Origin of the sequence: Notoacmeibacter ruber (genome assembly GCF_003668555.1) — a bacterium.
GTDB classification, from domain to species: domain Bacteria; phylum Pseudomonadota; class Alphaproteobacteria; order Rhizobiales; family Rhizobiaceae; genus Notoacmeibacter; species Notoacmeibacter ruber.
The window spans coordinates 2,785,480-2,809,050 of the sequence record NZ_RCWN01000001.1 but is presented as its reverse complement, the minus strand read 5'-3'; the positions used below and the strand labels follow the sequence as shown (position 1 = coordinate 2,809,050).

21 protein-coding genes and 1 pseudogene are annotated in these 23,571 nt (G+C 60.4%); 13 read left to right on the top strand and 9 right to left on the bottom strand.

What is annotated here, in order from left to right; genetic code table 11:
- Nucleotides 1-48: 48 nt before the first annotated feature.
- Nucleotides 49-2,757, bottom strand: a complete 2,709-nt coding sequence (gene acnA / locus D8780_RS13490) for an aconitate hydratase AcnA (protein ID WP_121646073.1) — start codon at nucleotides 2,755-2,757, stop codon at nucleotides 49-51.
- Between the two features lie 316 nt (nucleotides 2,758-3,073).
- On the opposite strand from acnA, the gene ccmA reads away from it, so the two are divergent.
- The 5 genes and pseudogenes from ccmA (at nucleotide 3,074) to D8780_RS13465 (ending at nucleotide 6,011) form a co-directional block, all read left to right on the top strand.
- Nucleotides 3,074-3,715 (top strand): heme ABC exporter ATP-binding protein CcmA, encoded by a 642-nt coding sequence (ccmA, locus tag D8780_RS13485; RefSeq protein WP_121646072.1) that lies wholly within the window; start codon nucleotides 3,074-3,076, stop codon nucleotides 3,713-3,715.
- Nucleotides 3,712-4,359 (top strand): annotated as a pseudogene (gene ccmB / locus D8780_RS13480) (heme exporter protein CcmB); the annotation flags it as partial. The gene ccmA and the pseudogene ccmB, both read left to right, overlap by 4 nt.
- A gap of 89 nt (nucleotides 4,360-4,448) precedes the next feature.
- Entirely contained in the window at nucleotides 4,449-5,228 is a 780-nt protein-coding gene (locus D8780_RS13475; protein ID WP_121646070.1) for a heme ABC transporter permease, read from the top strand.
- A complete protein-coding gene (ccmD, locus tag D8780_RS13470) occupies nucleotides 5,228-5,404 on the top strand; it encodes a heme exporter protein CcmD (protein ID WP_121646069.1) in 177 nt (58 codons plus the stop codon). The genes D8780_RS13475 and ccmD overlap by 1 nt, the downstream gene beginning before the upstream one ends.
- A complete protein-coding gene (locus D8780_RS13465) occupies nucleotides 5,391-6,011 on the top strand; it encodes a DsbE family thiol:disulfide interchange protein (RefSeq protein WP_121646068.1) in 621 nt (206 codons plus the stop codon). Before ccmD ends, D8780_RS13465 begins: the two co-directional genes overlap by 14 nt.
- A gap of 22 nt (nucleotides 6,012-6,033) precedes the next feature.
- Here the strand turns inward: D8780_RS13465 and D8780_RS13460 are convergent, their stop codons facing one another.
- From D8780_RS13460 to D8780_RS13425, 8 genes are all read right to left on the bottom strand, one after another.
- Nucleotides 6,034-7,161, bottom strand: a complete 1,128-nt coding sequence (locus D8780_RS13460; RefSeq protein WP_158598514.1) for a GGDEF domain-containing protein — start codon at nucleotides 7,159-7,161, stop codon at nucleotides 6,034-6,036.
- A 203-nt stretch (nucleotides 7,162-7,364) separates the two neighbouring features.
- The gene (locus tag D8780_RS13455; RefSeq protein WP_121646066.1) at nucleotides 7,365-8,021 is read right to left on the bottom strand and encodes a septation protein A; all 657 of its coding nucleotides are present in this window, start codon (nucleotides 8,019-8,021) and stop codon (nucleotides 7,365-7,367) included.
- A gap of 98 nt (nucleotides 8,022-8,119) precedes the next feature.
- Nucleotides 8,120-9,478 (bottom strand): signal recognition particle-docking protein FtsY, encoded by a 1,359-nt coding sequence (gene ftsY / locus D8780_RS13450; RefSeq protein WP_121646065.1) that lies wholly within the window; start codon nucleotides 9,476-9,478, stop codon nucleotides 8,120-8,122.
- A gap of 25 nt (nucleotides 9,479-9,503) precedes the next feature.
- Nucleotides 9,504-9,764: a hypothetical protein gene (locus tag D8780_RS13445; protein WP_121646064.1), complete on the bottom strand. Its 261-nt coding sequence runs from the start codon at nucleotides 9,762-9,764 to the stop codon at nucleotides 9,504-9,506.
- Entirely contained in the window at nucleotides 9,761-11,128 is a 1,368-nt protein-coding gene (gene mtaB, locus D8780_RS13440) for a tRNA (N(6)-L-threonylcarbamoyladenosine(37)-C(2))-methylthiotransferase MtaB (protein ID WP_121646063.1), read from the bottom strand. The genes D8780_RS13445 and mtaB overlap by 4 nt, the downstream gene beginning before the upstream one ends.
- Nucleotides 11,125-12,015: a diaminopimelate epimerase gene (gene dapF, locus D8780_RS13435; RefSeq protein WP_245412346.1), complete on the bottom strand. Its 891-nt coding sequence runs from the start codon at nucleotides 12,013-12,015 to the stop codon at nucleotides 11,125-11,127. The genes mtaB and dapF overlap by 4 nt, the downstream gene beginning before the upstream one ends.
- A 110-nt stretch (nucleotides 12,016-12,125) precedes the next feature.
- Nucleotides 12,126-12,287 (bottom strand): DUF1328 family protein, encoded by a 162-nt coding sequence (locus D8780_RS13430; RefSeq protein ID WP_121646569.1) that lies wholly within the window; start codon nucleotides 12,285-12,287, stop codon nucleotides 12,126-12,128.
- 85 nt (nucleotides 12,288-12,372) lie between these two features.
- Nucleotides 12,373-13,452 (bottom strand): MBL fold metallo-hydrolase, encoded by a 1,080-nt coding sequence (locus D8780_RS13425; protein WP_121646062.1) that lies wholly within the window; start codon nucleotides 13,450-13,452, stop codon nucleotides 12,373-12,375.
- Between the two features lie 229 nt (nucleotides 13,453-13,681).
- On the opposite strand from D8780_RS13425, the gene D8780_RS13420 reads away from it, so the two are divergent.
- From D8780_RS13420 to D8780_RS13385, 8 genes are all read left to right on the top strand, one after another.
- A complete protein-coding gene (locus tag D8780_RS13420; RefSeq protein ID WP_121646061.1) occupies nucleotides 13,682-14,305 on the top strand; it encodes a protease inhibitor Inh/omp19 family protein in 624 nt (207 codons plus the stop codon).
- A gap of 103 nt (nucleotides 14,306-14,408) precedes the next feature.
- A complete protein-coding gene (gene zapE / locus D8780_RS13415; protein ID WP_121646060.1) occupies nucleotides 14,409-15,593 on the top strand; it encodes a cell division protein ZapE in 1,185 nt (394 codons plus the stop codon).
- A gap of 95 nt (nucleotides 15,594-15,688) precedes the next feature.
- On the top strand, nucleotides 15,689-15,913 hold the full coding sequence (locus D8780_RS13410) for a DUF3072 domain-containing protein (protein ID WP_121646059.1): 225 nt from the start codon (nucleotides 15,689-15,691) through the stop codon (nucleotides 15,911-15,913).
- A gap of 197 nt (nucleotides 15,914-16,110) precedes the next feature.
- Nucleotides 16,111-16,992 (top strand): DMT family transporter, encoded by an 882-nt coding sequence (locus tag D8780_RS13405; protein WP_121646058.1) that lies wholly within the window; start codon nucleotides 16,111-16,113, stop codon nucleotides 16,990-16,992.
- Between the two features lie 246 nt (nucleotides 16,993-17,238).
- On the top strand, nucleotides 17,239-18,204 hold the full coding sequence (mdh, locus tag D8780_RS13400) for a malate dehydrogenase (RefSeq protein WP_121646057.1): 966 nt from the start codon (nucleotides 17,239-17,241) through the stop codon (nucleotides 18,202-18,204).
- 69 nt (nucleotides 18,205-18,273) lie between these two features.
- Nucleotides 18,274-19,467, top strand: coding sequence for an ADP-forming succinate--CoA ligase subunit beta (gene sucC / locus D8780_RS13395; RefSeq protein WP_121646056.1), 1,194 nt, complete (start codon nucleotides 18,274-18,276; stop codon nucleotides 19,465-19,467).
- A gap of 15 nt (nucleotides 19,468-19,482) precedes the next feature.
- On the top strand, nucleotides 19,483-20,403 hold the full coding sequence (sucD, locus tag D8780_RS13390; protein ID WP_121646055.1) for a succinate--CoA ligase subunit alpha: 921 nt from the start codon (nucleotides 19,483-19,485) through the stop codon (nucleotides 20,401-20,403).
- A gap of 147 nt (nucleotides 20,404-20,550) precedes the next feature.
- Entirely contained in the window at nucleotides 20,551-23,556 is a 3,006-nt protein-coding gene (locus tag D8780_RS13385; protein ID WP_121646054.1) for a 2-oxoglutarate dehydrogenase E1 component, read from the top strand.
- The last annotated feature ends 15 nt before the right edge of the window (nucleotides 23,557-23,571 follow it).

Sequence of the window (23,571 nt, the reverse complement as noted above, 5' to 3'; positions counted from 1 at the left end):
CGCCAGCTTTCGCTGGCGGCGTCTTTTTCGTTCAACGCTGATTGGCGATCAGGCGGCTTCGGCCGTATCGGCCAGATCGCGGAGCACGTACTGCAGAATGCCGCCATTCTTGAAGTAATCCAGCTCATCCAGCGTATCGATACGGCAGAGGAGTTCGATCTCCCTGGTCGAGCCGTCGGCATAGGTAATGGAGGCCTTGGCGGTCTGGCGGGGCTGCAGCCCTTCGAGACCGAGGATGGAGACCTGCTCGCTGCCTTTCAGCTCCAGATCGGCCCAGCTCATCCCATCCTTGAAGACGAAGGGGATGACGCCCATTCCGATCAGGTTGGAACGGTGGATACGCTCATAGCTCTCGGCGATGACCGCCTTGACGCCCAGAAGGATCGTACCCTTGGCCGCCCAGTCGCGTGACGAGCCATTGCCGTACTCCTTGCCGCCAAAGACGACGAGCGGGGTGCCTTCCTCGCGATATTTCATCGCGGCATCATAGATGCTCATTTCATCGCCGGAGGGCTGATAGAGCGTGTAGCCGCCCGTCTTGCCGTCTTCGCCCAGCATGTAGTTCTTGATGCGGATATTGGCGAAGGTGCCGCGCATCATCACTTCATGGTTGCCGCGGCGCGTGCCGTACTGGTTGAAGTCGACCGGCTGGACGCCGTGATCCATCAGATAGTGACCGGCGGGAGAATCCGCCTTGATCGAACCGGCCGGGGAAATATGGTCGGTCGTGATCTTGTCGCCGAGAAGCGCCAGAACGCGCGCATTCTCGATGTTCGTCACCTGCTCGGGCGTCTTGCCCATGCCGACGAAATAGGGCGGGTTCTGGACGTAGGTCGAAGCGTCATCCCAGGTATAGGTCTGGCCTTCCGGCGCATCGACCGCCTGCCAGTTTTCATCGCCCGTGAACACTTCGGCATATTTCTTCTCGAAGAGCGCGCGGGTGACGTATTTCTGGATGAAGTCCTGGATCTCCTTGGAGGAGGGCCAGATGTCCTTCAGATACACGTCCTGACCATCGCTGCCTGTGCCGATCGGATCGTTCTGCAGATCGATATCGACCGTACCGGCGAGGGCGTAGGCGACGACAAGCGGCGGGCTGGCGAGATAGTTCGCCTGCACATCGGGGCTGATGCGGCCCTCGAAGTTACGGTTACCCGACAAAACGCCGGACATGATCAGATCATGATCGTTGACCGCCTTGGAGACCGGAGCCGGAAGCGGACCCGAATTGCCGATGCAGGTGGTGCAGCCGAAGGCGACGAGATTGAAACCGAGCTTGTCCAGTTCGGTCTGCAGACCCGCATCTTCCATATATTCCGCGACAACCTGGCTGCCTGGGGCGAAGGACGTCTTCACCCACGGCTTCTGCTTCAGACCGAGCTTGTTGGCATTGCGTGCCAGAAGTCCGGCGCCGATCAGGACGGACGGGTTGGAGGTGTTGGTACACGAGGTAATGGCGGCGATGGCGACGTTGCCATGGCCAACCGCGTAATCGGTGCCCTCGACCTGGTGCTTCTCGGAAAGGCTTTCGACCGTCTTGCCATATTCATTGACGATCGAGTCGTGGAATTTCGACTTCATGTCGGTCAGCGCAATGCGCGTTTCCGGCCGCTTCGGGCCGGCGAGCGACGGCACGACGTCACCGAGGTCGAGCTCCAGCGTATCGGTGAAGACCGGATCTTCGCTATCGGTCTCGCGCCACATGCCCTGAGCCTTCGCATAGGCCTCGACGAGCGCGATGCGATCATCAGTCCTGTTCGTCGCGGTCAGATAATCGAGCGATTCACCGTCGATCGGGAAGAAGCTGACCGTGGCGCCATATTCCGGCGTCATATTGCCAATGGTCGCCTGATCGGCCATGGCCAGATGGTCGAGGCCGGGGCCGTAGAATTCGACGAACTTGCCGACGACGCCCTTCTTGCGCAGCATCTGGCAGACGGTCAGCACCAGATCGGTAGCGGTCACGCCTTCCTTCAACTGTCCGGTCACCTTGAAGCCGATGACTTCGGGCAGCATCATCGAGATCGGCTGGCCAAGCATGGCGGCTTCAGCCTCGATGCCGCCGACGCCCCATGCGAGGACGGAGAGGCCATTGACCATCGGGGTGTGAGAATCGGTACCGACGCAGGTGTCCGGATAAGCGACGGTTTCGCCGTCTTCGTCGCGTGTCCATACGGTCTGCGACAGATATTCCAGGTTCACCTGGTGGCAGATGCCGGTGCCGGGCGGCACGACACGGAAATTCTCGAATGCCTTCTGGCCCCACTTCAGGAAGCGGTAGCGTTCGCCATTGCGCTCATATTCCAGTTCCACATTGCGGGCGAAGGCCGACGGGTTTCCGAATTCATCGACGATAACGGAGTGGTCGATGACGAGATCAACCGGCACCAGCGGATTGATCTTCTGGGCATCGCCGCCGAGCGCCTGAATGCCGTCGCGCATGGCGGCCAGATCGACCACGGCGGGAACGCCGGTGAAATCCTGCATCAGGACGCGGGCCGGGCGATAAGCGATTTCGTAACCGGCCGAGCCTTTGTCATCGAGCCACTGGGCCACGGCTTCGACATCGGCTTTGGTGACGGAGCGGCCATCCTCGTTGCGCAGCAGGTTTTCCAGCAGCACCTTCATGGAATAGGGGAGCCGGGAAATGCCCTTGAGGCCGTTCTTCTCCGCTTCCTTCAGATCGAAATAAACATAGTCCTTGCCACCAGAACTCAGTGTCTTGCGGCAATTAAAGCTGTCCAGAGATTTTGACATTGATTCTCACTCACTTCTGCAGAGCCTAGATGAGGCGAGTGTCACGGCGCCAGGACAAAGGTCCGGCGCGGACATGCGGGTGCGGCCATTTCCGCCATCAGCCCCTACCGGGATCCGCCATTTGGCAGGTTTCATCCGGTTCGGCTCTAAAAAAGTTTCCACGCCGGCCGCTGGCATGGTTGCCGGGTTTATATGGACTTCGCTAGAAGGATTCCAGACTGGAAAGGCGGTTTTTCGGCCTTGCCTTACGAGACTATGGATCAAGACAGCCCCGGTCTTTCAGTCGGCCGGCGCGATCCGTGTCAGGAAACGCACAATGCGCCTCATCCTTGATGGCCTTGCGGGTGTTCGAACCGGACGCACGCTTTTTTCCGATCTTTCCCTGGTTCTCGAGACCGGAGAGGCGTTGCTCGTGACCGGTCCTAACGGCTCGGGCAAATCGACTTTGCTGCGGATTGTCGCGGGCCTGCTTGCGCCCGCAGCGGGCGAGGCACGGCTGGAAAATGCGGGGCCAGAGTTTCCGTCACTGGGCTCCGCCAGTCATTTCCTCGGCGACGGCAATGCTTTGAAGTCGGGACAGACGGTAATGCAGAGTCTGGAGTTCTGGTCCCGATTTCAGGGTCGGCCGGGATTATCGATCGACGATGCGCTTGCTCGCGTTCAACTGCCGACGGTTGGAGAACTGCCGGTCGAGGCATTGTCCAAGGGCATGCGGCGACGGATCGCCATAGCCCGTCTGCTTGTGACGGATCTGCCGATCTGGCTTCTGGACGAGCCGACGAGTGGACTGGACACGGCGGCGGTGGCGCGTTTCGAGGAACTGATCGCCGAGCGCCGCCGAACCGGCGGGATCGTGATTGTCGCGAGCCATCATGATCTGCGGATGGGCAGCATGAAAATGCTTGATCTGGATCAGCGCATGGAGCCAGCAGGGTCTCTAGAAGAACAGACGACATGACTGGTCTTTTCGCACGAGATTTCCGCCTTTCGATCGCCGCTGGCGGCGGCGCTTTTGTCGCTTTGCTGTTTTTTCTGGCGATCGTGGCGATCATTCCCTTCGGACTGGGTCCCGATCTGAATCTGCTGGGAGAAATCGGGCCTGCCATTTTGTGGATCGGAGCTCTGCTATCGGGCCTTCTTGGCCTCGACCGTCTCTTCGCGCTCGATCGAGAGGATGGCTCGCTTGATCTTTTTCTGATGGCGTCGGGACGCCAGCCGGTGGTTTTGACCGTCTTCATCAAGTGCCTGGCGCATTTCGCCGGTATCGTGCTGCCTCTCGTTCTGGCCGCGCCGCTTCTCGGTCTCCTTCTCAACATGACATCCTATTCCATCGGCGTGACTCTGCTCACTCTGCTTGTGGGCGCGCCCGCCATCAGCTTCGTCGGTGCAGTCGGCGCAGCCGTGACGGTGACGTTGCCGCGCGGCGGGTTGCTGGTCGCGATCCTCGTGTTGCCCCTCCTCATTCCCGTTCTTATCTTCGGGGTGTCGGCCGCCAACGGCGCGGTGCGCGATCCGGATCCGTTTCTCGCACCCTTTCTGATTCTTGCCGCGCTTACGCTCTTCTTTGCGGTACTCGGCCCAGTCGCGGCGGCTTATGCCCTTATGGTGGAGACCCACCCGGTCACGGAGAATGCCGATCCTTACGAAAGAGACGGCTGGTTCCAACAAACTGAAATGACGGATCAAATGCGATGAACGACAGCACCGGCACGGCCAATGCTTCCATCTTCACGCGACTGGCCAATCCTTCGCGTTTCATCGAGATCGCCGACCGGCTCATTCCCTGGCTGGCTGGTTTCGGTCTGCTGGTGGTCGCGGTCGGCCTGATTGGCGGATGGCTCGCGCCTGAGGATTACCAGCAGGGCGCCACCGTGCGCATCATGTATCTGCATGTGCCGTTCGCATGGCTTTCCATGATGATCTACGGCGTCATGACGCTGGCGGCCCTCGGCACGCTGATCTGGCGCCATCCGCTTGCCGACGTTTCGCTGAAGTCGGCGGCGCCGATTGGCGCGGTCTTCACCTTCCTTGCGCTCTTCACCGGCTCGGTCTGGGGCAGGCCGATGTGGGGCACATGGTGGGTGTGGGATGCGCGCCTGACGTCGGTTTTCGTGCTGTTCATCATCTATCTCGGCCTGATCGCGCTGACACGGGCGACGCCCGAGCCCGGCCAGGCGGCGCGGGCCTCGGCCATCGTGACGCTCGTCGGCGCTCTCAACCTGCCGATCATCAAATTCTCCGTCGACTGGTGGAACACGCTCCATCAGCCGGCCAGTGTCTTCCGGGCCGATGGTCCGACGATCGCGTTTTCCATGCTCTGGCCACTTCTGGTCAGTGCCATAGGCTTCACGCTGCTGTTCGGTGCGTTGCACCTGGTCGCCATGAGAACCGAGATATGGCGTCGACGGGTGCACACGATGCGGCGGGTGGCCGCTCAGCGGGCTGACCGCTCCATGAGGAGGGTGCGATAATGGGTCATCTTGGCTACATTGCCGCCGCTTACGGCGTTTCCATCGTGGCGATTGGCGGGCTTGCCACATGGCTTCTGACCGATATGGCGGCCCGGCGGCGTGAGCTCGACCGGCTTCATAAAGCGGGCTACCGCCGTCGCTCCGATAAAAGGGAGATCGTCCATGAAACCGAATGAGACGAAACCCGTCGCTTCCGTCAAGCCGAAGCAGCCCGAGCGCAAGCGGGCCGTCCTGTTTCTGCCTGTCCTGCTGTTTGCCATCGTCGCCAGCATCTTTCTGGCGATGGAAATTTCCGGTCGCGACAGCAGCACGATACCGAGTGCGCTGATCGGTCAGCCCGCTCCCCGTACGACCCTCACGCCACTGGAGGGCATGGAACAGCCCGGTCTCGACACCGAGAAGCTGAAAGGCAAGGTGACGCTGGTCAATATTTTTGCGTCCTGGTGCGCGCCATGCCGGCAGGAGCATCCCGTTCTCATGAGGCTCGCCGAGGATCAGCGTGTCCAGCTGGTGGGGTTCAATTACAAGGACGATCCCGACAATGCCCGCCGCTTTTTGAGTGAATTGGGCAATCCCTATCAGGCCGTCGGCGTCGATCCGTCGGGCCGCGCGGCAATCGACTGGGGCGTATACGGGGTGCCCGAGACCTTCCTTCTGGACCGGGAGGGTGTGATTGTATGGAAATATGTGGGACCGCTGACGCCCGAACGGGTTGAAAACGAATTGATGCCGCTGCTTGAAGAGACCTTGCAGGCGCCGGCATCAGACGATGCGACGAGCTGACTTCGTCCAAAAAGTAAAAGTTCTACGCCGCACAGTGGTTCGGATCACCGAAAGCCTTGGCCGATCGGCGAATGACCGGCTCTCGACCAACTGGCTTGGGCGCGGTTTTCGAGCGATTGCGCCCCTCGGCCTTGGCCTCGTAGAGTGCCTGGTCGGCGGCTTTCAGCAGTTCGGACGGATCTTTATCCGACTGGTTGCTCGAATGGGTCAAACCGAAGCTGGCTGTGCAGGTCAAGGCTTGGCCTTCGATGATGACGGTATGTTTCTGGATCGTCTCGCGAAGGTTCTCCGTCAGCTCCAGTGCCGCGCTAAGTTCGACCTCGACCAGAAGAAGACAGAATTCTTCACCCCCGAGCCGTGCAACCATGTGCTGCGATTGGGCGGTGTCTTTCAAGACACCGGCGATACTCTTTAGCACCTTGTCTCCAGCCGCATGGCCGTAGGTGTCATTGACCTGCTTGAAATGGTCCAGATCGCATAAAATGACACTGAACGGGATGCCCGCCGCCGAGAGCGTCTGAAGAGTGCGATCGAAAGCCAGGCGGTTACTCAGGCCGGTCAGGGGATCGGTGTGGGCGAGATTCGACAACAGAGCGCGCGATGCGTGCAGGTCTCCCAGCGTATGAAAGAACCGCCATTCCACGATCGCTATCAGAAGGGCCATCAAACTCAGAGTCACACAGAACGTGATCAGCCCCGCGATCGACATGGCCGACAGAAGGATCGTGGAAGCTGTCAGAGACACCAGCGCTGTTGCGAGAATGAATAAGCCCCCGGCAAGGCCGCCCGTCACGAAGGCTGCGGCGAGAGCGGGGAAATGCCAGGCAAAGCGCATCTCGTCGTTCAGAACAAGAAAGTCACCGGACAGAAGAGCCAAGGCCAGACCGATGATATACGACCAGATGGCCACCTTCGGATAACGCGAAACCATGAAGCTAAGGCCCAGGGAAAGGACCCCGAACAGCGACGTCAGAAGGAGATGAAAGTCCGGTAAGACCCACAAACCGGAAAAGGTCGCGACTGCAACGAGGACGCATGTCACGCCCGTGGCAACGAGCATTGCACGAGCCATCCACTTGCGGAATGTCACAACCTCCGGATTTTTCTGGAAGGCGCGGGCGCCACTCATCATCTTAAAATCGAACTTCATCATACATCCCGGCGGGAGCCCAATGCCACCTTACGTAACGACACTATGTGACGGCTCTTAATTTAATCTTTCGTCCGGGCAAGCGGCATTTGCCTAGTGGAATCAGACATAAGAACGGTCTGACGGCGCTCCCGCATGGCCGATAAATGCGCAGGAGATTAAGCCGAAACCCTTCACAAAAGGTTCGGCTTCAACCTCGTGTCTCAGGGATCCTGGGGACTATCGTCACCGAGGTTGTGCCGGGTGATGATCGGTACCATGGCCAATGTGAAGATGAAGGTGATGGGCATGATGCCCCAAACCTTGAATGCGACCCAGAAGTCGGTCGAAAAATTTCGCCAGATGATTTCATTCAATATGGCCAGAAACACGAAAAAGACGCCCCATGCCAAGGTCAGCTTTTTCCAGCCTTCAGCGGTGAGCCGAAAGGCGCTGTCGAAGACATAGGCGAGAAGCGATCGTCCGAAGAGAAGGCCGCCCAACAGGATTGCCGCGAAGAGCCCGTTCACTATCGTCGGTTTGACCTTGATGAATGTCTCGTCCTGAAGCCAGAGCGTCAGGCCGCCGAAGACGAGCACGACCGCCCCGGAGACGAGCGGCATGATCGGCAGCTTGCGGGTCATCACCCATGAGACGGCCAGAGCGATGGCGGTGGCGACCATGAAAGCCGCTGTGGCAAGGAAAAGGGGGCCGCCAAGGTCCTGCAGGAACGGAAATGCCGCCGCGATCCGTTCGCCCCGCGCATTGGCGAAGAAAAAGATCATCAGCGGGCCGAGTTCGAGCGCAAGTTTGAGCAGAGGGTTGATTTCCTGCCGGTTGGCGCTGCCGGGTTCCGCCTCGAACATGTCTCCGCTTTTCATTCTTCTTCTCCTGCCGCTGCGTGCCACTTAAGTGCGGCGGTCTGTCCATGCCAATGAAAAGCTGGCCATCTGATCATGGTTAGGTCGAACTCGCCGGACTACTGAACGGGTTCCATGCCGGCAATGGCGCGCGCAAAGTCGCGCGCCTCGAAGGGCTCGAGGTCCTCCACGCTCTCTCCAACACCGATGAAGAAGACGGGAAGCCGGAATTTTTCGGCTATGGCAACCAGAATGCCGCCTCGGGCGGTTCCGTCGAGCTTTGTCATGACGAGCCCGTTGACGCCCGCGACCTGCTGGAAGATTTCCACCTGCCGCATCGCATTCTGACCGGTGGTCGCATCCAGAGTCTGCAAGACAGTGTGCGGAGCGCTCTCGTCGATCTTCTTGAGAACGCGAACGATCTTGGCCAGTTCGTCCATCAATTCGGAGCGGTTTTGCAGCCGGCCTGCCGTATCGATGATCAGCACGTCGGATCCATTTTCCCTGGCCCGCTCGTAGGACCGGTAGGCGAGGGCCGCGGCGTCCGCGCCGAGCTCCGTCGCGAGCACTTCGGAGCCGGTCCGTTCGCCCCAGATCTTGAGCTGTTCGATGGCGGCGGCCCGGAACGTGTCGCCCGCGGCCATTGTCACCTTGAGGCCGCCGGCCGTCAGCTTGGCGGCCAGCTTGCCGATCGTTGTCGTCTTGCCCGTACCGTTAACGCCGACCACGAGTATGACGTGCGGAGCGTGGCCGAGATCCAGTTCAAGCGGTCTTGCGACCGGTTCAAGCGTCCTCTCCACCTGGCTGGCCACCACCTTGCGCACATCGTTCATGGTAAGGTCGCCGCCGAAGCGCGTATCGCGAAGCGTTTCGAGCACGGCCATGGATGTCGGGACGCCAAGATCGGAGGAGACAAGCGCGTCTTCGACGTCGTCGAGGGCATCTTCCGTCAACTGGCGTCCGGCAAACGCAACGGACAGGTTTTCGCCCATGGCGCGGGACGACCGCGCCAGACCGCCTGTCAGCCGGCCGAGCCAAGATGCGCGAGACGGCGTGACGCCTTCGTCGCCCACACGCTCGACGGATCTGCCGACGCGAACACGGTCTTCACCGAGGGTGCGCGGCCGCCGGGGTGAAGCAGGACGATCTTCGGCCGGAAGCGGTGTAGTCAGGTTTTCCTCGCCGCCGCTATAATCGCCACTGTCGCTGTCATCGGCGACTTCTTCTTTCGGCTCGGCGATGAACGGTTCGGGACTTGCCTCGGCGACGATCTCTTCGCGATCCGGTGCCGCCGGCGCGGTATCGTCCACATCGGCGGTCTCGGCGCTGGGCTGGAAAGTGCCGTCCGGCGCGAACCCTTCGGCCTGAGCGAAGGATTCCTCTTCCGGCACAGGTGCCGAAGCAGGCTGCTCCCTGTTCTCGTCCTCTTCCTGCTTGCGTCCGAAGGAGAAGACCTTGCCGAGAATACCGCGCGCCATGCTGTTCCGTTCGTTTCGCTTGGTGTTATTCGCCGCGCTTGGCGGCGTCTTTACCCTTGGCGTAATCCTCGGGCATGTTCTTGATGGGCTCGGCGCCCCCGGTATTGCGGGTCGATGCGCCCGCTTCGCCATCGGTGATCACATCGGCTGCTGCGGAGCCGTGCGCGTCGGGGTCCGGCGCGTCCGAAGCATCGATCGCCGGTTTGTTCGACTGACCGGTCGCTGTCTCGACCTCGTCGTCTTTTTGCCGATCGCGTTTGATCGTATCTTTCCGGTTCTCGTTCATGAGATGATCATCTCCCTTGGCTCCTGCACGGTCAATCGGCCCAGAAGAGAGGAACCGTCATGATCGGTGATGGTTGCCGCCACGATGGTGCCCGGCTCGATTTCGCCGCCAGAGGCCAGCCTGACGGGCGTGTAATCCGGCGCCCGTCCAAAACCCGGCTTCTCGATCAGAATTGGTTGTGAGGTGCCGACCCGGTCTCGCAGATGCCGTGTCAAAGCGCTATCGGCGACGCGGCGCATGCGTGCCGCACGGTCTTTCACGATGGGCCTTGGCAATTGGGGCATGCGTGCGGCTGGCGTGCCATCCCGCGGTGAGAAGGGGAAGACGTGCAAAAAGGAAAGCTCGCACTCCTCGATCAGCGAGAGCGTGTTGTCGAACGCCTCTTCGCTTTCCGTCGGGAAACCGGCAATGAGGTCGGCTCCCAATGCGACATCGGGACGCAATTGGCGCGCCTTTCGGCAGAAGGCGATGGCATCGTCGCGCAGATGGCGGCGCTTCATGCGCTTCAGGATCAAGTCATCGCCGTGTTGAAGCGAAAGATGCAGATGCGGCATCAGCCGCTCGTCCTCGGCGAGCGCCGCCAGGAGATCGTCATCGGCCTCAATGGAATCGATCGATGAGAGGCGCAGACGCTTGAGGTCCGGCACGCCTTTCAAAATCGCTCTGACGAGCCGGCCCAGCTTCGGCTGGCCAGGCAGGTCGTTTCCCCAACTCGTCATGTCGACGCCAGTCAGCACGATTTCACTATAACCATTGCCCACCAGCCGCCGGGCCTCTCCCACAACGCCGCCGGCGGGCACCGAGCGCGAATTGCCGCGGCCGTAAGGGATGATGCAGAAAGTACAGCGGTGGTCGCAGCCATTCTGGACCTGAAGAAAGGCCCGGGCGCGCCCTTCGATCGCGTCGACCATATGCGCCGCGGTCTCGGTCAGCTCGAAAATGTCGTTAACGCGCACCTTTTCGGTCGAATTCACGCCGAAATCGGGGAGCGCGCGATAGCTCTGGGCTTTCAGTTTGTCGCCATTGCCGATGACAAGATCGACTTCGTCCATGCCGCCGAAACTGTCCGGATCGGTCTGCGCCGCGCAGCCGGTCACGATGATGCGCGCATCGGGATTTTCGCGCCGGGCCTTGCGGATCGCTTGGCGGGCTTGCCGGGTCGCCTCCGCCGTGACCGCGCAGGTATTGAAGACCAAAGCCCCGCCCGGTAGCTCGCCAAGACCGGCGACATTGGCTTCCCGCTTCATCACCTCACTCTCATAGGTATTGAGGCGGCAGCCGAAGGTCACGACCGACACGCCGGGCGATTCGGTCTCCTGCTCGTCGCTCGGCTGCGAAATAAAAGAGGGAGCGGACTGGCTCATGCGTCCATGGCTTCCTGGTCGCGCCGAAAGGTCCCGGTGGCCGGGTTCAACATGCCGGACCATTCCCATTCGGTCGCACCCGTCATGATCACATGATCATCCTCCCGCCAGAGCAGGTCGAGGGGCCCGCCGGGCAGGTTGACCGTGACGTGTCGGCCGGTGCGGTGCCGCCGAACCGCCGAGACGGCTGCGGCGCAGGCGGCAGAGCCGCAAGCCTCGGTCAGACCGACACCACGCTCCCAGGTGCGCAGGTCGATGGTCGTCTTGTCGCGAACATGAGCGATCGAGACATTGGCCCGCTCGGGAAAGATCGGGTGATTTTCGACCAGCGGCCCGAACTGCTCGAGCTGATAGGACCAGACATCTTCATCGACGAAGAAGACGGCGTGTGGATTGCCCATCGAGACGACGGCAGGGGAATGAACGATTGGATCGTCAGCCGGGCCGACGGCCAGTTCGATATGGCGCGTGTCCTGAAAGGGTTCCGACAGAGGAATATCCTGCCAGCCGAAGCGAGGTACGCCCATATCGACCGCGATCATGCCGCCTTCGATCTCTTTGGCGCTGATGACGCCGCCTGCTGTCTCGAAAGTGAACTGTTTCTGATCCGTTTCCGCGGAAAGTGCGCTGACAACGCACCGGGTGCCATTGCCGCAGGCACCGGCCTCCGATCCATCGGCATTGAGGATGACGATCCGCTGATCGGTTCCCCCCAATCGCGGATCGTGAATTGCCATGATCTGATCGAACGCCGTTTCGCGACTATCCGCAAGGGCAATCGCCGCTTGCGCGCTGACATGGTCGCCCCTGCCGCGCATGTCCACGACAAGGATGCGGTTGCCGAGCCCGTTCATGCGGGCGAAAGGGGCATTCATATTGTCGTTCATGAGGCCGGTCGGTCATTCATCACATTCTGGCAGAGCACTAAGAGCTCTGCCGGTCTCAGCGGCTATATGGCGGAAACCGGAGTGTTTTTCCAGAGTGTGCGGCCTTTCGGTCAGGCGATGGCTATGATGCCAAGAACCACGAGCAGAAACAGCACCAGGACAATGGCGATGAGAATTTTCGCGCCCGTCATTGCGATGCCGGACACACTGTTCAGGCCGAGAAGACCCGCAACAGCGGCGACGATGAGCAGGATGAGGATCCAGCTGAAGATTTCCATGATGAACTCCCTTCGAGAATAGTCGTTATTATTCAAGCTAGCTGGTGCGGCGAATGCGCTGAGCAATAGGCCGGCCTTCTTATTCCGCCGCCTCCTCGGTACGCTCCGCGCTGTGACGATAGGTCGAGAGTTTTTTGGAGACTCCCGAGCCGAGCTCGGGCACCTCGACCATCTCGCCCGGATCGAGCGCCCGGAAGCGATCGACCTCAATACCCTTCTCCTTCAGGGCCGCATTCAGGTCGTCTCGCGGGTCTTCAAGTCCCTCCTCCGTCAACTGGAATGTCGCCCAGTGATGGGCGATGGCATTTTCGGCCTTGCAGAGCCGGAAGCCTTCGGCAGCTTCAGAGGGGCTCTGATGCTGCATCTCGTTGTACCATCGCGGCATGTAGGCCCCGATCGGAAGATTGGCCTGACGGAGTGGGCCGAACGTCTCGCCTACCTCCTGATAATCCCGCCCTTCGGCAAAAGCGCTGTCGCCGACATGGAAGATCGGGCCGCCATCCGCCTCGATCACGAAACTGCTCCAGAGGGCATGGCGCTTGTCCATGATGCCGCGTCCGCTCCAGTGGTGGCATCGGACAATATGGATCGGCAGCCCCTCGGGTCCTTCAATCACATCACCCCAGTCGCCGACCTTTGCTTCGATATCGGAATGGATCGAGCGCAGGATCGTGTCGTTGCCGAGCGATGTGATAAAAAGAGGTTGGTCACGATCCTGTATGCGGCGGATCGTTTCGGCATTCAGGTGGTCATAGTGGTTATGCGTCAGCAAGACAGCGTCAACCGGAGGCAGATCGTCGAACTCGACACCGGGCGGCGACACGCGCTTCGGGCCGAAATGGGGAATGGGCGTGCAGCGATCCGCCCATATCGGATCGGTCAGCAGGTTCAGCCCGGCGGTCTGAATGAGAACGGTCGCATGACCCACCATCGTGACCAAGAGACGCGAGCCGTTCACCCTTTCCGGCGGATGCGCATACAGATAGTCGGGATGGTATCTCGACGGCCATTTCTTCGGCCTGCGGGTCAAGGAGCGGCGAATCTGGCCCAGCAGAGGCTCCAGACCCGGATCATGGGGGTTAAAGAATTCCACGCCATCGAAGTGGTCGCTTTTGGGTCCGTTGTAATATTGATTCGGCTTTCGGATAGGCCAGGTCATGCTTTCCAGTCGTTTGGCGCGTCGTCTTCACATAGAATAACCCATGGCGGTCCAGGTCGTTGCATCCCTTTAAAAGGTGTCCTTTCAACGCTTTGCGAGCCTGATCGAGGACAGCGTTTCGCGCCTCCGAGGACTTAACTTGTCCGCTCACCTCTTGCCCTCAACAAAAAACCGCCCTTTTCTGTGCCAAGAGGGACGAAGTGATTTGCATGCTCGGCGGGGACACCCAATGCACCTAATTCATCGATCCGGAGCACGGGCTCCACTGAAGCTGGCATTCGCGACGGTTGCAGCAGCGGTCATATTGAGCGGCTGTACGTCAAACCGTTTTGATGGGGCTTACGAAGGTCAGGCCTCATCACCCGCACCGCTCCAGCCTGCGCCGGTGCAGACGGTTCAGAACCAGCAACTGCCGCCGCCGGTCGATCCCGGCACGGCAGACCAGGCGACAAGTGCCTACGATCCGAACGATCCCTCTGGCTCGAACGGCACCGCAGACGGCGCCGTCGATGTGGCTTCAGCCAGCCCGATCAACGGATCGGCGCCCGCCTCTTCCGTCTCCACCGCCGGAGACCCGATCAGCAAGGGCGAGGTCGTCGGCAACTGGAAGACACAGGTCGGCGGCGCGAGCTGCCAGATGTTCCTGACGCTCACCAAATACGGCACCGCCTCCCGTGGCGGCACGCGCGGTTGCTCCGGCGATCTGGCCAATCTGCGTGGTTGGGACGTCAAGGGAAGCCAGCTTGTGCTTTACGATGAAAGCGGCGGCACGATCGGCCGGCTCTATGCTGCGGGCCCGAGCCGTTATTCCGGACAGACCGCCGCTGGCACGCCGGTGACGCTTTCCCGTTGAGCGTTTCTCCGACCGAAGATGAAAGCGGGCGCGGCGGATGCTGCGCCCTTTTCCGATGGCCTGATGGCTTGACGGGCTTTGCCACGGTTCCTAATCGCCGGCCATGAGCAATCTCGATACCCCCGATGAAGGATTGGCCGATCCGCCCGCCGTTCGCGCCGCCTATGAGCAGAAAGTCGCGGCGGAAAACCTGATCGCCGACCCGCTACAGCGCCGGGCGGCCGACAGGCTCGACGAACTTTGCCGTGACCTCGCGCAGGTCCGCACAGCGACGAAGAGCAGTGCGCTCGGCTGGTTGTTCGGAAAACGGCGTGACAAGAAAAACGTCAATGGTCTCTATCTTTACGGCGGCGTCGGCCGGGGAAAGACCATGCTCATGGACCTTTTCTTCGCGCACGCGCCCGCAAAACGAAAGCGGCGCAGTCATTTCAACGATTTCATGGCCGATGTACACGATCGTATCGGGGCGCATCGCGAGGCATTGAAGCGTGGCGAGGTCAAGGGCGACGATCCGATTCCGCCGGTCGCCGAGCGGATCGCCGAGGAGAGCTGGCTGATCTGTTTCGACGAGTTCACCGTGACGGACATTGCGGATGCCATGGTCCTCTCACGCCTTTTCTCGGCGCTTTTCGACAATGGCTGTGTGTTGGTCGCGACATCCAATGTCGCCCCGGACGACCTTTATCGGGATGGGCTCAACCGCTCCCTCTTCACGCCCTTCATCGATGTTCTGAAAGAGCATACCGACATTATGGAGCTCGATAGTGGCCGGGATTACCGGTTGGAGAAACTATCGGCGCTTCCCGTCTACATGACGCCGCTCTCGGATGAGACAGCGCAACAGATGGACGAAGCATGGCGCGCTGTGACCGCGGGTCAAAAGGAGAGGCGGGAGACGGTGGAGGTGAAGGGCCGAACGGTGAGCGTCGACCGCGCGGCGGGCGATGCGGCGCGTTTCAGCTTCGAAGAGCTTTGCAGCCGTCCCCTCGGCGCGCGCGATTATCTTGCGCTGACCGAACGCTTCGACCACTTCTTCATCGAAGATGTGCCGCAAATGGATCTTGATCGTCGGAATGAAGCCAAGCGCTTCATTCTTCTGATCGATACGCTCTATGATCGCCGCAAAAAGCTGCATCTATCGGCCGAGGTGCCGGCAGACGATCTCTATCTCGCAAAGACCGGCACCGAATCCTTCGAGTTCGATCGAACGATCAGCCGGCTGATTGAAATGCGCGATGAGAGCTGGCCGCCCGAGGACCATGAAGAGGACGGGGCCGCGAACAAGTAGCAGCAGGCTGAGAGAAAATCGATGCCGCCGCTTGCTTTGCGGGAACGTTTGCAGGTCTAGAACATTGTGCGAACATCATAAGGAGTGTTTGCATCATGACGAGCCAGCCCGACCCGCGCCCGAAAGATCAACCGACCGGTAATGCCGAGAAGGATCCGGAAAACTGGGTAACCGGTGACGAAGCGATGACCGGCGCTCAGGCGAGCTATCTGAGAACCTTGAGCGAAGAGGCCGGCGAGCCCTTCGACGCCAATCTGACGAAGGCGGAAGCGAGCAAGCGCATCGACGAACTGCAAGGTGAGACCGGTCGCGGACAATGATCTAGAGGTGGTCATAGCGGCGGTCTCGGTGTAGGCGGTCGCGCCGGCATTCGCCGGCGAGACTTCATTTGCGAGCTGCTCACCATGACCGCTTCCATTTTGCTGCACCAGGATTATGGCGTGGCCGCCGTTTTCGATGACCCATTCGGCAATCGGTGGGATCTCCTACAGCCGGCAAACAGTTCGGCTGACCTGTGATGAGCCGCCCTGTCCCCCTCCTGATCGTCACCGGGCTTCTCCTCGGGCTGATCTTTCCGATGGGCAAGATCGCTGTGGAGGTCGGTGTTTCGCCGCTCGTCTGGACATTTCTGATCGCTGCCGGTTCAGGTCTCGGGCTGATGGCGCCTTTGCTTCGACGACAAAAGCGTCGCGACTGGCCGTCCGGGTTCTGGCGTTATGCGACCATCTCCGGCCTTGTTTCGAACGTTCTTCCCAATCTGATCGTCTTCGCCGCTGCGCCCCGTCTCGGCGCTGGCCAGGTGGGGCTGATGTTCACTCTCTCGCCCGTCTGCACGCTGGCTCTTTCGCTTGCAGCCGGGATGCGGCGTCCGAGCAGTCTTGCGCTCACCGGCGTGTTCGCCGGATTTGCCGGGGCCGTCATTCTGGTTCTCGGCAAGGGCGAGACCCGTATGGAGGACGCTCCTCTCCTGTGGCTGGCACTGGCTCTTCTCATTCCCGTTTTTCTGGCGGTGGGAAACATCTATCGCGGTCTGGCATGGCCGGAGGGGGCAGGGGCCGCCGAACTCGCTTCCGCAAGCAATCTCACATCTGCGCTGATGCTTTTGGCCGGACTTGTCGTTATGGGCGACCTGGAGAATATCGGAGCTTTGATGAATGTCCCGATGCTCACCGGCCTGCAGGTTGTCTTATCTTGCGCCTACTATGTGGCCCTTTTTGCCCTTCAGAGGGCGGGGGGTCCCGTCTATCTCAGCCAGATCGGCTATGTCGGTGCTGCCGTCGCGCTGATCGTCGGCGTTGTGGCGCTGGACGAGCATTACGGGGCCCTTACATGGACGGGTGCGGCCATCGTGCTTGTCGGGATCGGCTTTGCCGTACGTGACCAGCTCCGTGTCCGCTAAACAGCGTCCAAGAGAGTAACCGCTATCGCTGATAGCGGAGTAGATATCTGTTTTTCACGAGCAACTTTGACGTTTACGTAAGAAAATTTTGTATTAACCGATTGAAATTCTTTGCGCCGAAAGAATCGGTTGCGCAGAGCGCCCATTGCGCTTAATTCCTTGCGCGATTTTGATGGCCCGTCAATTCTTTTCGGCCTTCTTCAACATCCGGCCCATTGCCGGCAGCGACCAGGAGAACATTCCCTAATGGCACGCAACAAGATCGCTCTTATCGGTTCTGGCATGATCGGCGGCACGCTCGCCCATATGATCGGCCTCAAGGAGCTTGGTGACGTCGTTCTTTTCGACATCGCCGAGGGAGTGCCCCAGGGCAAGGGACTCGATATCGCCGAGAGCGCGCCGGTCGACGGTTTCGACGCCAACTATACGGGCGCAAACGATTATAGCGCGATCGAGGGCGCCGATGTCTGCATCGTGACAGCCGGTGTGCCGCGCAAGCCGGGCATGAGCCGCGACGATCTGCTTGGCACCAACCTCAAGGTCATGGAGCAGGTTGGCGCAGGTATCGCGAAATACGCCCCGAATGCGTTCGTGATCTGCATCACCAACCCGCTCGACGCGATGGTCTGGGCGCTGCAGAAATTCTCGGGCCTGCCGAAGAGCCATGTCTGCGGCATGGCCGGCGTGCTGGACTCCTCTCGCTTCCGCCATTTCCTTGCCGATGAATTCGACGTGTCCGTCGAAGACGTCACGGCGTTCGTGCTCGGCGGTCATGGCGACACCATGGTGCCGCTGACCCGTTATTCGACGGTTGCCGGCATTCCGCTGCCGGACCTCGTCAAGATGGGCTGGACGACGCAGGGCAAGCTCGACGAGATCGTTCAGCGCACCCGCGATGGCGGCGCCGAGATCGTCGGCCTTCTCAAGACCGGCTCGGCGTTTTACGCACCGGCCGCTTCCGCCATTTCAATGGCCGAGGCCTATCTGAAGGACAAGAAGCGCGTCGTGCCCTGCGCGGCCTATCTGAATGGTGAATACGGCGTGAAGGACATGTATGTCGGCGTGCCCACCGTGATCGGCAAGGGCGGCATCGAACGCGTCATCGAGATCGATATGAACAGCGACGAGCGCGCCCAGTTCGACAAGAGTGTCGAATCCGTCGAGGGCCTCTGTGACGCTTGCCGCAACATCGCCCCGCAACTGGGCGAATAATCCATCCAATCCAGCCGGGCCCGTGCCCGGCTTTTCCTTTTCGAAGGATCGATAGGGAGAAACCGATCCATGAATATTCATGAATATCAGGCCAAGGCGTTGCTGAAGGAATATGGCGCGCCGGTGGCCGAGGGTGTGCCGGTTTTCGAGGCATCGGAAGCGGAAGTTGCGGCGAAGAAGCTGCCCGGACCGCTCTATGTGGTGAAGAGCCAGATCCACGCCGGTGGACGCGGCAAGGGCAAGTTCCGCGAACTGCCCGCTGACGCCAAGGGCGGCGTGCGCCTCGCCAAATCCGTCGACGAAGTCGTTCAGAACGTCAATGAGATGCTCGGCAACACACTCGTCACCAAGCAGACGGGCGATGACGGCAAGCAGGTCAACCGCCTCTATATCGAGGACGGTGCCGATATCGACCGCGAGCTCTATCTCTCGATTCTCGTCGACCGCTCGACGGGCAAGAATGCCTTCGTCGTTTCGACCGAGGGCGGCATGGATATCGAGGCGGTCGCCGAAGAGACGCCGGAAAAGATCCTCACCCTGCCGATCGACCCTTCCGCGGGCGTCACCGATGCAGACAGCGAGAAGCTCTGCGAAGCGCTGAAGCTCGACGGCGCAGCGAAGGACGATGGACACAAGCTCTTCCCGATCCTCTACAAGGCCTACACCGAGAAGGATATGAGCCTTCTGGAGGTCAATCCGCTGATCGTAATGACGGACGGCCATCTGCGCGTGCTGGATGCCAAGGTCTCCTTCGACGGCAATGCATTGTTCCGCCATGACGATGTGGTTGCGCTGCGCGACAAGAGCGAAGAGGACGACAAGGAAATCGAGGCGTCGAAGCATGACCTCGCCTATGTCGCGCTCGACGGCAATATTGGCTGCATGGTCAATGGCGCGGGCCTCGCCATGGCAACGATGGACATCATCAAGCTCTACGGAGCGGAGCCGGCGAACTTTCTCGACGTTGGCGGTGGCGCTTCCAAGGAGAAGGTGACGGCGGCGTTCAAGATCATCACGGCCGATCCCGCCGTCGAGGGCATTCTGGTCAACATCTTCGGCGGCATCATGAAATGCGACGTCATCGCCGAAGGTGTGATCGCTGCCGTGAAGGAAGTCGGTCTGAAAGTACCGCTCGTCGTTCGCCTCGAAGGCACCAATGTCGAGAGGGGCAAGCAGCTAATCAATGAGAGCGATCTGAACGTTATCGCCGCCGACGATCTGGACGATGCGGCGCAGAAGATCGTCAATGCGGTAAAGGGCTGAGGGGACAAGGACGATATGAGTATTCTCGTCAATAAAGACACCAAGGTCCTCGTGCAGGGTCTGACCGGCAATACCGGTACGTTCCACACCGAACAGGCGCTGGCCTATTACGGCACTCAGATGGTGGGCGGCACGCACCCGAAAAAGGGCGGCGAAGTCTGGACCGCCGGTGAGGGCGCGGGCGAAGCGGCCGGCAAGGAACTGCCGATCTTCGCATCCGTCAAGGAAGGCAAGGACGCCACGGGCGCCAACGCCTCGGTCGTTTACGTGCCGCCGGCAGGCGCGGCCGCCGCGATCATCGAGGCGATCGATGCAGACATCCCGCTGATCATCTGCATCACCGAGGGCATTCCGGTTCAGGATATGGTCAAGGTGAAAGGCCGTCTCGCCGAAAGCGGCTCGCGCCTGATCGGGCCGAACTGCCCGGGTGTTCTGACGCCGGAAGAATGCAAGATCGGCATCATGCCGGGTTCGATCTTCAAGAAGGGCTCCGTCGGCATTCTGTCGCGCTCGGGCACGCTGACCTATGAGGCCGTCTTCCAGACCACTAACGAGGGTCTCGGCCAGTCGACCGCGGTCGGCATTGGCGGCGATCCGGTCAAGGGCACCGAATTCATCGACATGCTGGACATGTTCCTCGACGATCCGGAGACCGAATCGATCATCATGATCGGTGAGATTGGCGGTTCGGCCGAGGAAGAAGCCTCCGAATGGCTGATCGAGCAGGCGAAAGCCGGCCGCAAGAAGCCGATGGCCGGCTTCATCGCGGGCCGCACGGCGCCTCCCGGACGGACCATGGGCCATGCCGGTGCGGTCATCTCCGGCGGCAAAGGCGGCGCGGAAGACAAGATCGCGGCGATGGAAGCGGCTGGAATCTCGGTTTCGCCCTCTCCGGCTCGCCTCGGCAAGACGCTGGTTGAGGTTCTGAAGGGCTGAGCCCATTTAGACATGGTCCCGGCGGTCCAGTGACGGCCGGGACTGAAACGGGCGGCTCGGGGGAGCTGCCGCATGACGGGCGAGGGCGCCGCCGATAACATCGGCGGATAAAATTTCAGGAGCCGGGCGAGTGTCCGGGATTGTGCCATGGCACGTAACGACCAACAGAACGAAACCTTCGCCGAAAGCTCGTTCCTCTACGGCGGCAATGCCGACTATCTCGAACAGATGTATGCGCGCTGGCAGGACGATCCGTCTTCCGTCAGCAGCGACTGGCAGACCTTCTTCAACGACGTCGGCGACGATGCCGCGATCGTGAAAAAGAATGCGGAGGGCCCGTCCTGGGAACGTCCGGACTGGCCGATCGCCGAAAATGGCGAGATGGTTTCGGTGCTCGACGGCAATTGGGGCGACGTCGAAAAGAATTTCGAGACCAAGATCCGCGGCAAAGCGGAGAAGGCCGTGGCGCTGCGTAGCGAGCCCGCCATCTCTGAAGAGCAGATCCATCAACAGACGCGCGACAGTGTCCGCGCGACGATGATGATCCGCGCTTATCGCGCCCGCGGTCATCTGCACGCCAATCTCGACCCGCTGGGCCTTGCCGGCGACAAAGAAGATTACGACGAGCTGTCTCCGGCCAATTACGGTTTTGAGGAAAAGGATCTCGACCGTCCGATTTTCATCGACAATATGCTCGGTCTGGAGACGGCGACGGTCCGGGAAATGCTGGATATTCTGCGCCGGACCTATTGTTCGTCGATCGGCGTCGAATTCATGCACATCTCCAATCCCGAGGAAAAGCTCTGGATTCAGCAGCGCATCGAAGGGCCGGACAAGGGCGTCGATTTTACCGATATGGGTAAGAAGGCGATCCTGCAGAAGCTGGTCGAGGCGGAAGGCTTCGAACAGTTCCTGGACGTCAAATATCGGGGCACGAAGCGCTTTGGCCTGGACGGCAGTGAAGCGGTCATTCCCGCGCTGGAGCAGATCATCAAGCGTGGTGGTCAACTTGGCCTGAAGGAAATCGTGCTCGGCATGGCCCACCGCGGCCGCCTCAACGTGCTGAGCCAGGTGATGGCCAAGCCGCACCGCGCCATCTTTCACGAATTCAAGGGCGGTTCGTTCAAGCCCGACGAGGTCGAAGGCTCGGGCGACGTGAAATATCACCTCGGTGCGTCATCCGACCGCGAGTTCGACGGCAATAATGTCCACCTGTCGCTGACGGCCAACCCGTCTCACCTGGAGATCGTCGATCCGGTCGTGCTCGGCAAGGCGCGCGCCAAGCAGGATCAGCATTTCAACCGAAAGCACGAGGACGTCGTGCCGCTGGAAGAGCGCGTAAAGGTTCTGCCGGTTCTCATTCACGGCGACGCGGCCTTCGCGGGGCAGGGCGTCGTGTCGGAGTGTCTCGGCCTGTCCGGTCTGCGCGGCCATCGCGTCGGCGGCTCGCTTCACTTCATCATCAACAACCAGATCGGGTTCACCACCAATCCGCGTTTCTCGCGGTCTTCGCCCTATCCGTCGGATGTGGCCAAGATGATCGAAGCGCCGATCCTGCACGTCAATGGCGATGATCCCGAGGCCGTGGTCTATGCCGCAAAGATCGCCATCGAATTCCGGATGAAGTTCCACAAGCCGGTCGTCGTCGACATGTTCTGCTACCGGCGTTATGGCCATAATGAGAGCGACGAGCCGAGCTTCACGCAACCGAAAATGTACAAGGTGATCCGCCAGCATTCGACGGTCGTCTCGCTTTACGGTGACAAGCTGCACAAGGACAGCCTCGTCTCCGAAAGCGAACTGGAGTCGATGAAGGGTGAATGGCGCTCTCATCTTGAAGAAGAGTTCGACGCGGGCGACTCCTACGAGCCGAACAAGGCCGACTGGCTGGACGGCGCATGGCGCGGTCTGCGCAAGGCGGATGTTGCCGATGAGCAGCGTCGCGGCAAGACAGCGGTATCCAAGAAGGTTCTGGAAGAGGTCGGCAGAAAGATCTCGACCGTTCCCGACGACTTCGAAGCGCACAAGACGGTTCGGCGCTTTATGGATAACCGCCGCAAGATGGTGGACGCCGGCGAGGGCATCGACTGGGCGACGGCGGAAGCCCTGGCGTTCGGTTCACTTCTGGTCGAGGGTAACCCTGTTCGTCTTTCCGGCCAGGACAGCGAGCGCGGCACCTTCAGCCAGCGTCATTCGGTTCTCTACGATCAGCGGACCGAAAACCGCTATGTGCCGCTCAACAGTCTGGGCTCCAATCAGGCGCATTACGAAGTCATCAATTCGATGCTCTCCGAAGAGGCCGTGTTGGGCTACGAATACGGCTTCAGCCTCGCAGAGCCGCGTGCGCTGACGCTTTGGGAAGCGCAGTTCGGTGATTTCGCCAATGGCGCACAGGTCGTCTTCGACCAGTTCATCTCTTCGGGTGAGCGCAAATGGCTTCGCATGAGCGGTCTCGTCTGCCTCCTGCCGCACGGCTATGAAGGACAGGGGCCGGAGCACTCCTCGGCGCGCCTGGAGCGCTTCCTGCAGCTTTGCGCCGAAGACAACATGCAGGTCGCCAACGTTTCGACCCCGGCGAACTATTTCCATATTCTCCGCCGTCAGCTGGTCCGCGATTTCCGCAAGCCGCTCATCCTAATGACGCCGAAAAGCCTCCTGCGCCACAAACGCGCGGTCTCCAAAATGTCGGAGATGAGCGGCGAAAGCACCTTCCACCGTCTGCTTTACGACGATGCTGAATACAATCCGGACTCGGTCGAGACCAAGCTGGTCAGCGACAGCAAGATCCGCCGCGTCGTCATGTGTTCTGGCAAGGTCTATTACGATCTGCTGGAAGAGCGCGAAAAGCGCGGCATCGACGACATTTACCTGCTTCGCATCGAACAGCTTTACCCCTTCCCGGCCAAAGCGCTCATCAACGAATTGTCGCGCTTCAAGAATGCCGAGATGGTCTGGTGCCAGGAAGAACCCAAAAATATGGGCGCCTGGAGCTTCATCGACCCTTATCTGGAATGGGTTCTGGCCCATATCGATGCAACGCATCAGCGGGTTCGTTATACGGGCAGGGCGGCTGCCGCTTCCCCGGCAACGGGCCTGATGAAAAAACACCTGGAACAACTCGAGGCTTTCCTTGAGGATGCGCTCGGCGATTGAGCGGCTAGAGAAACG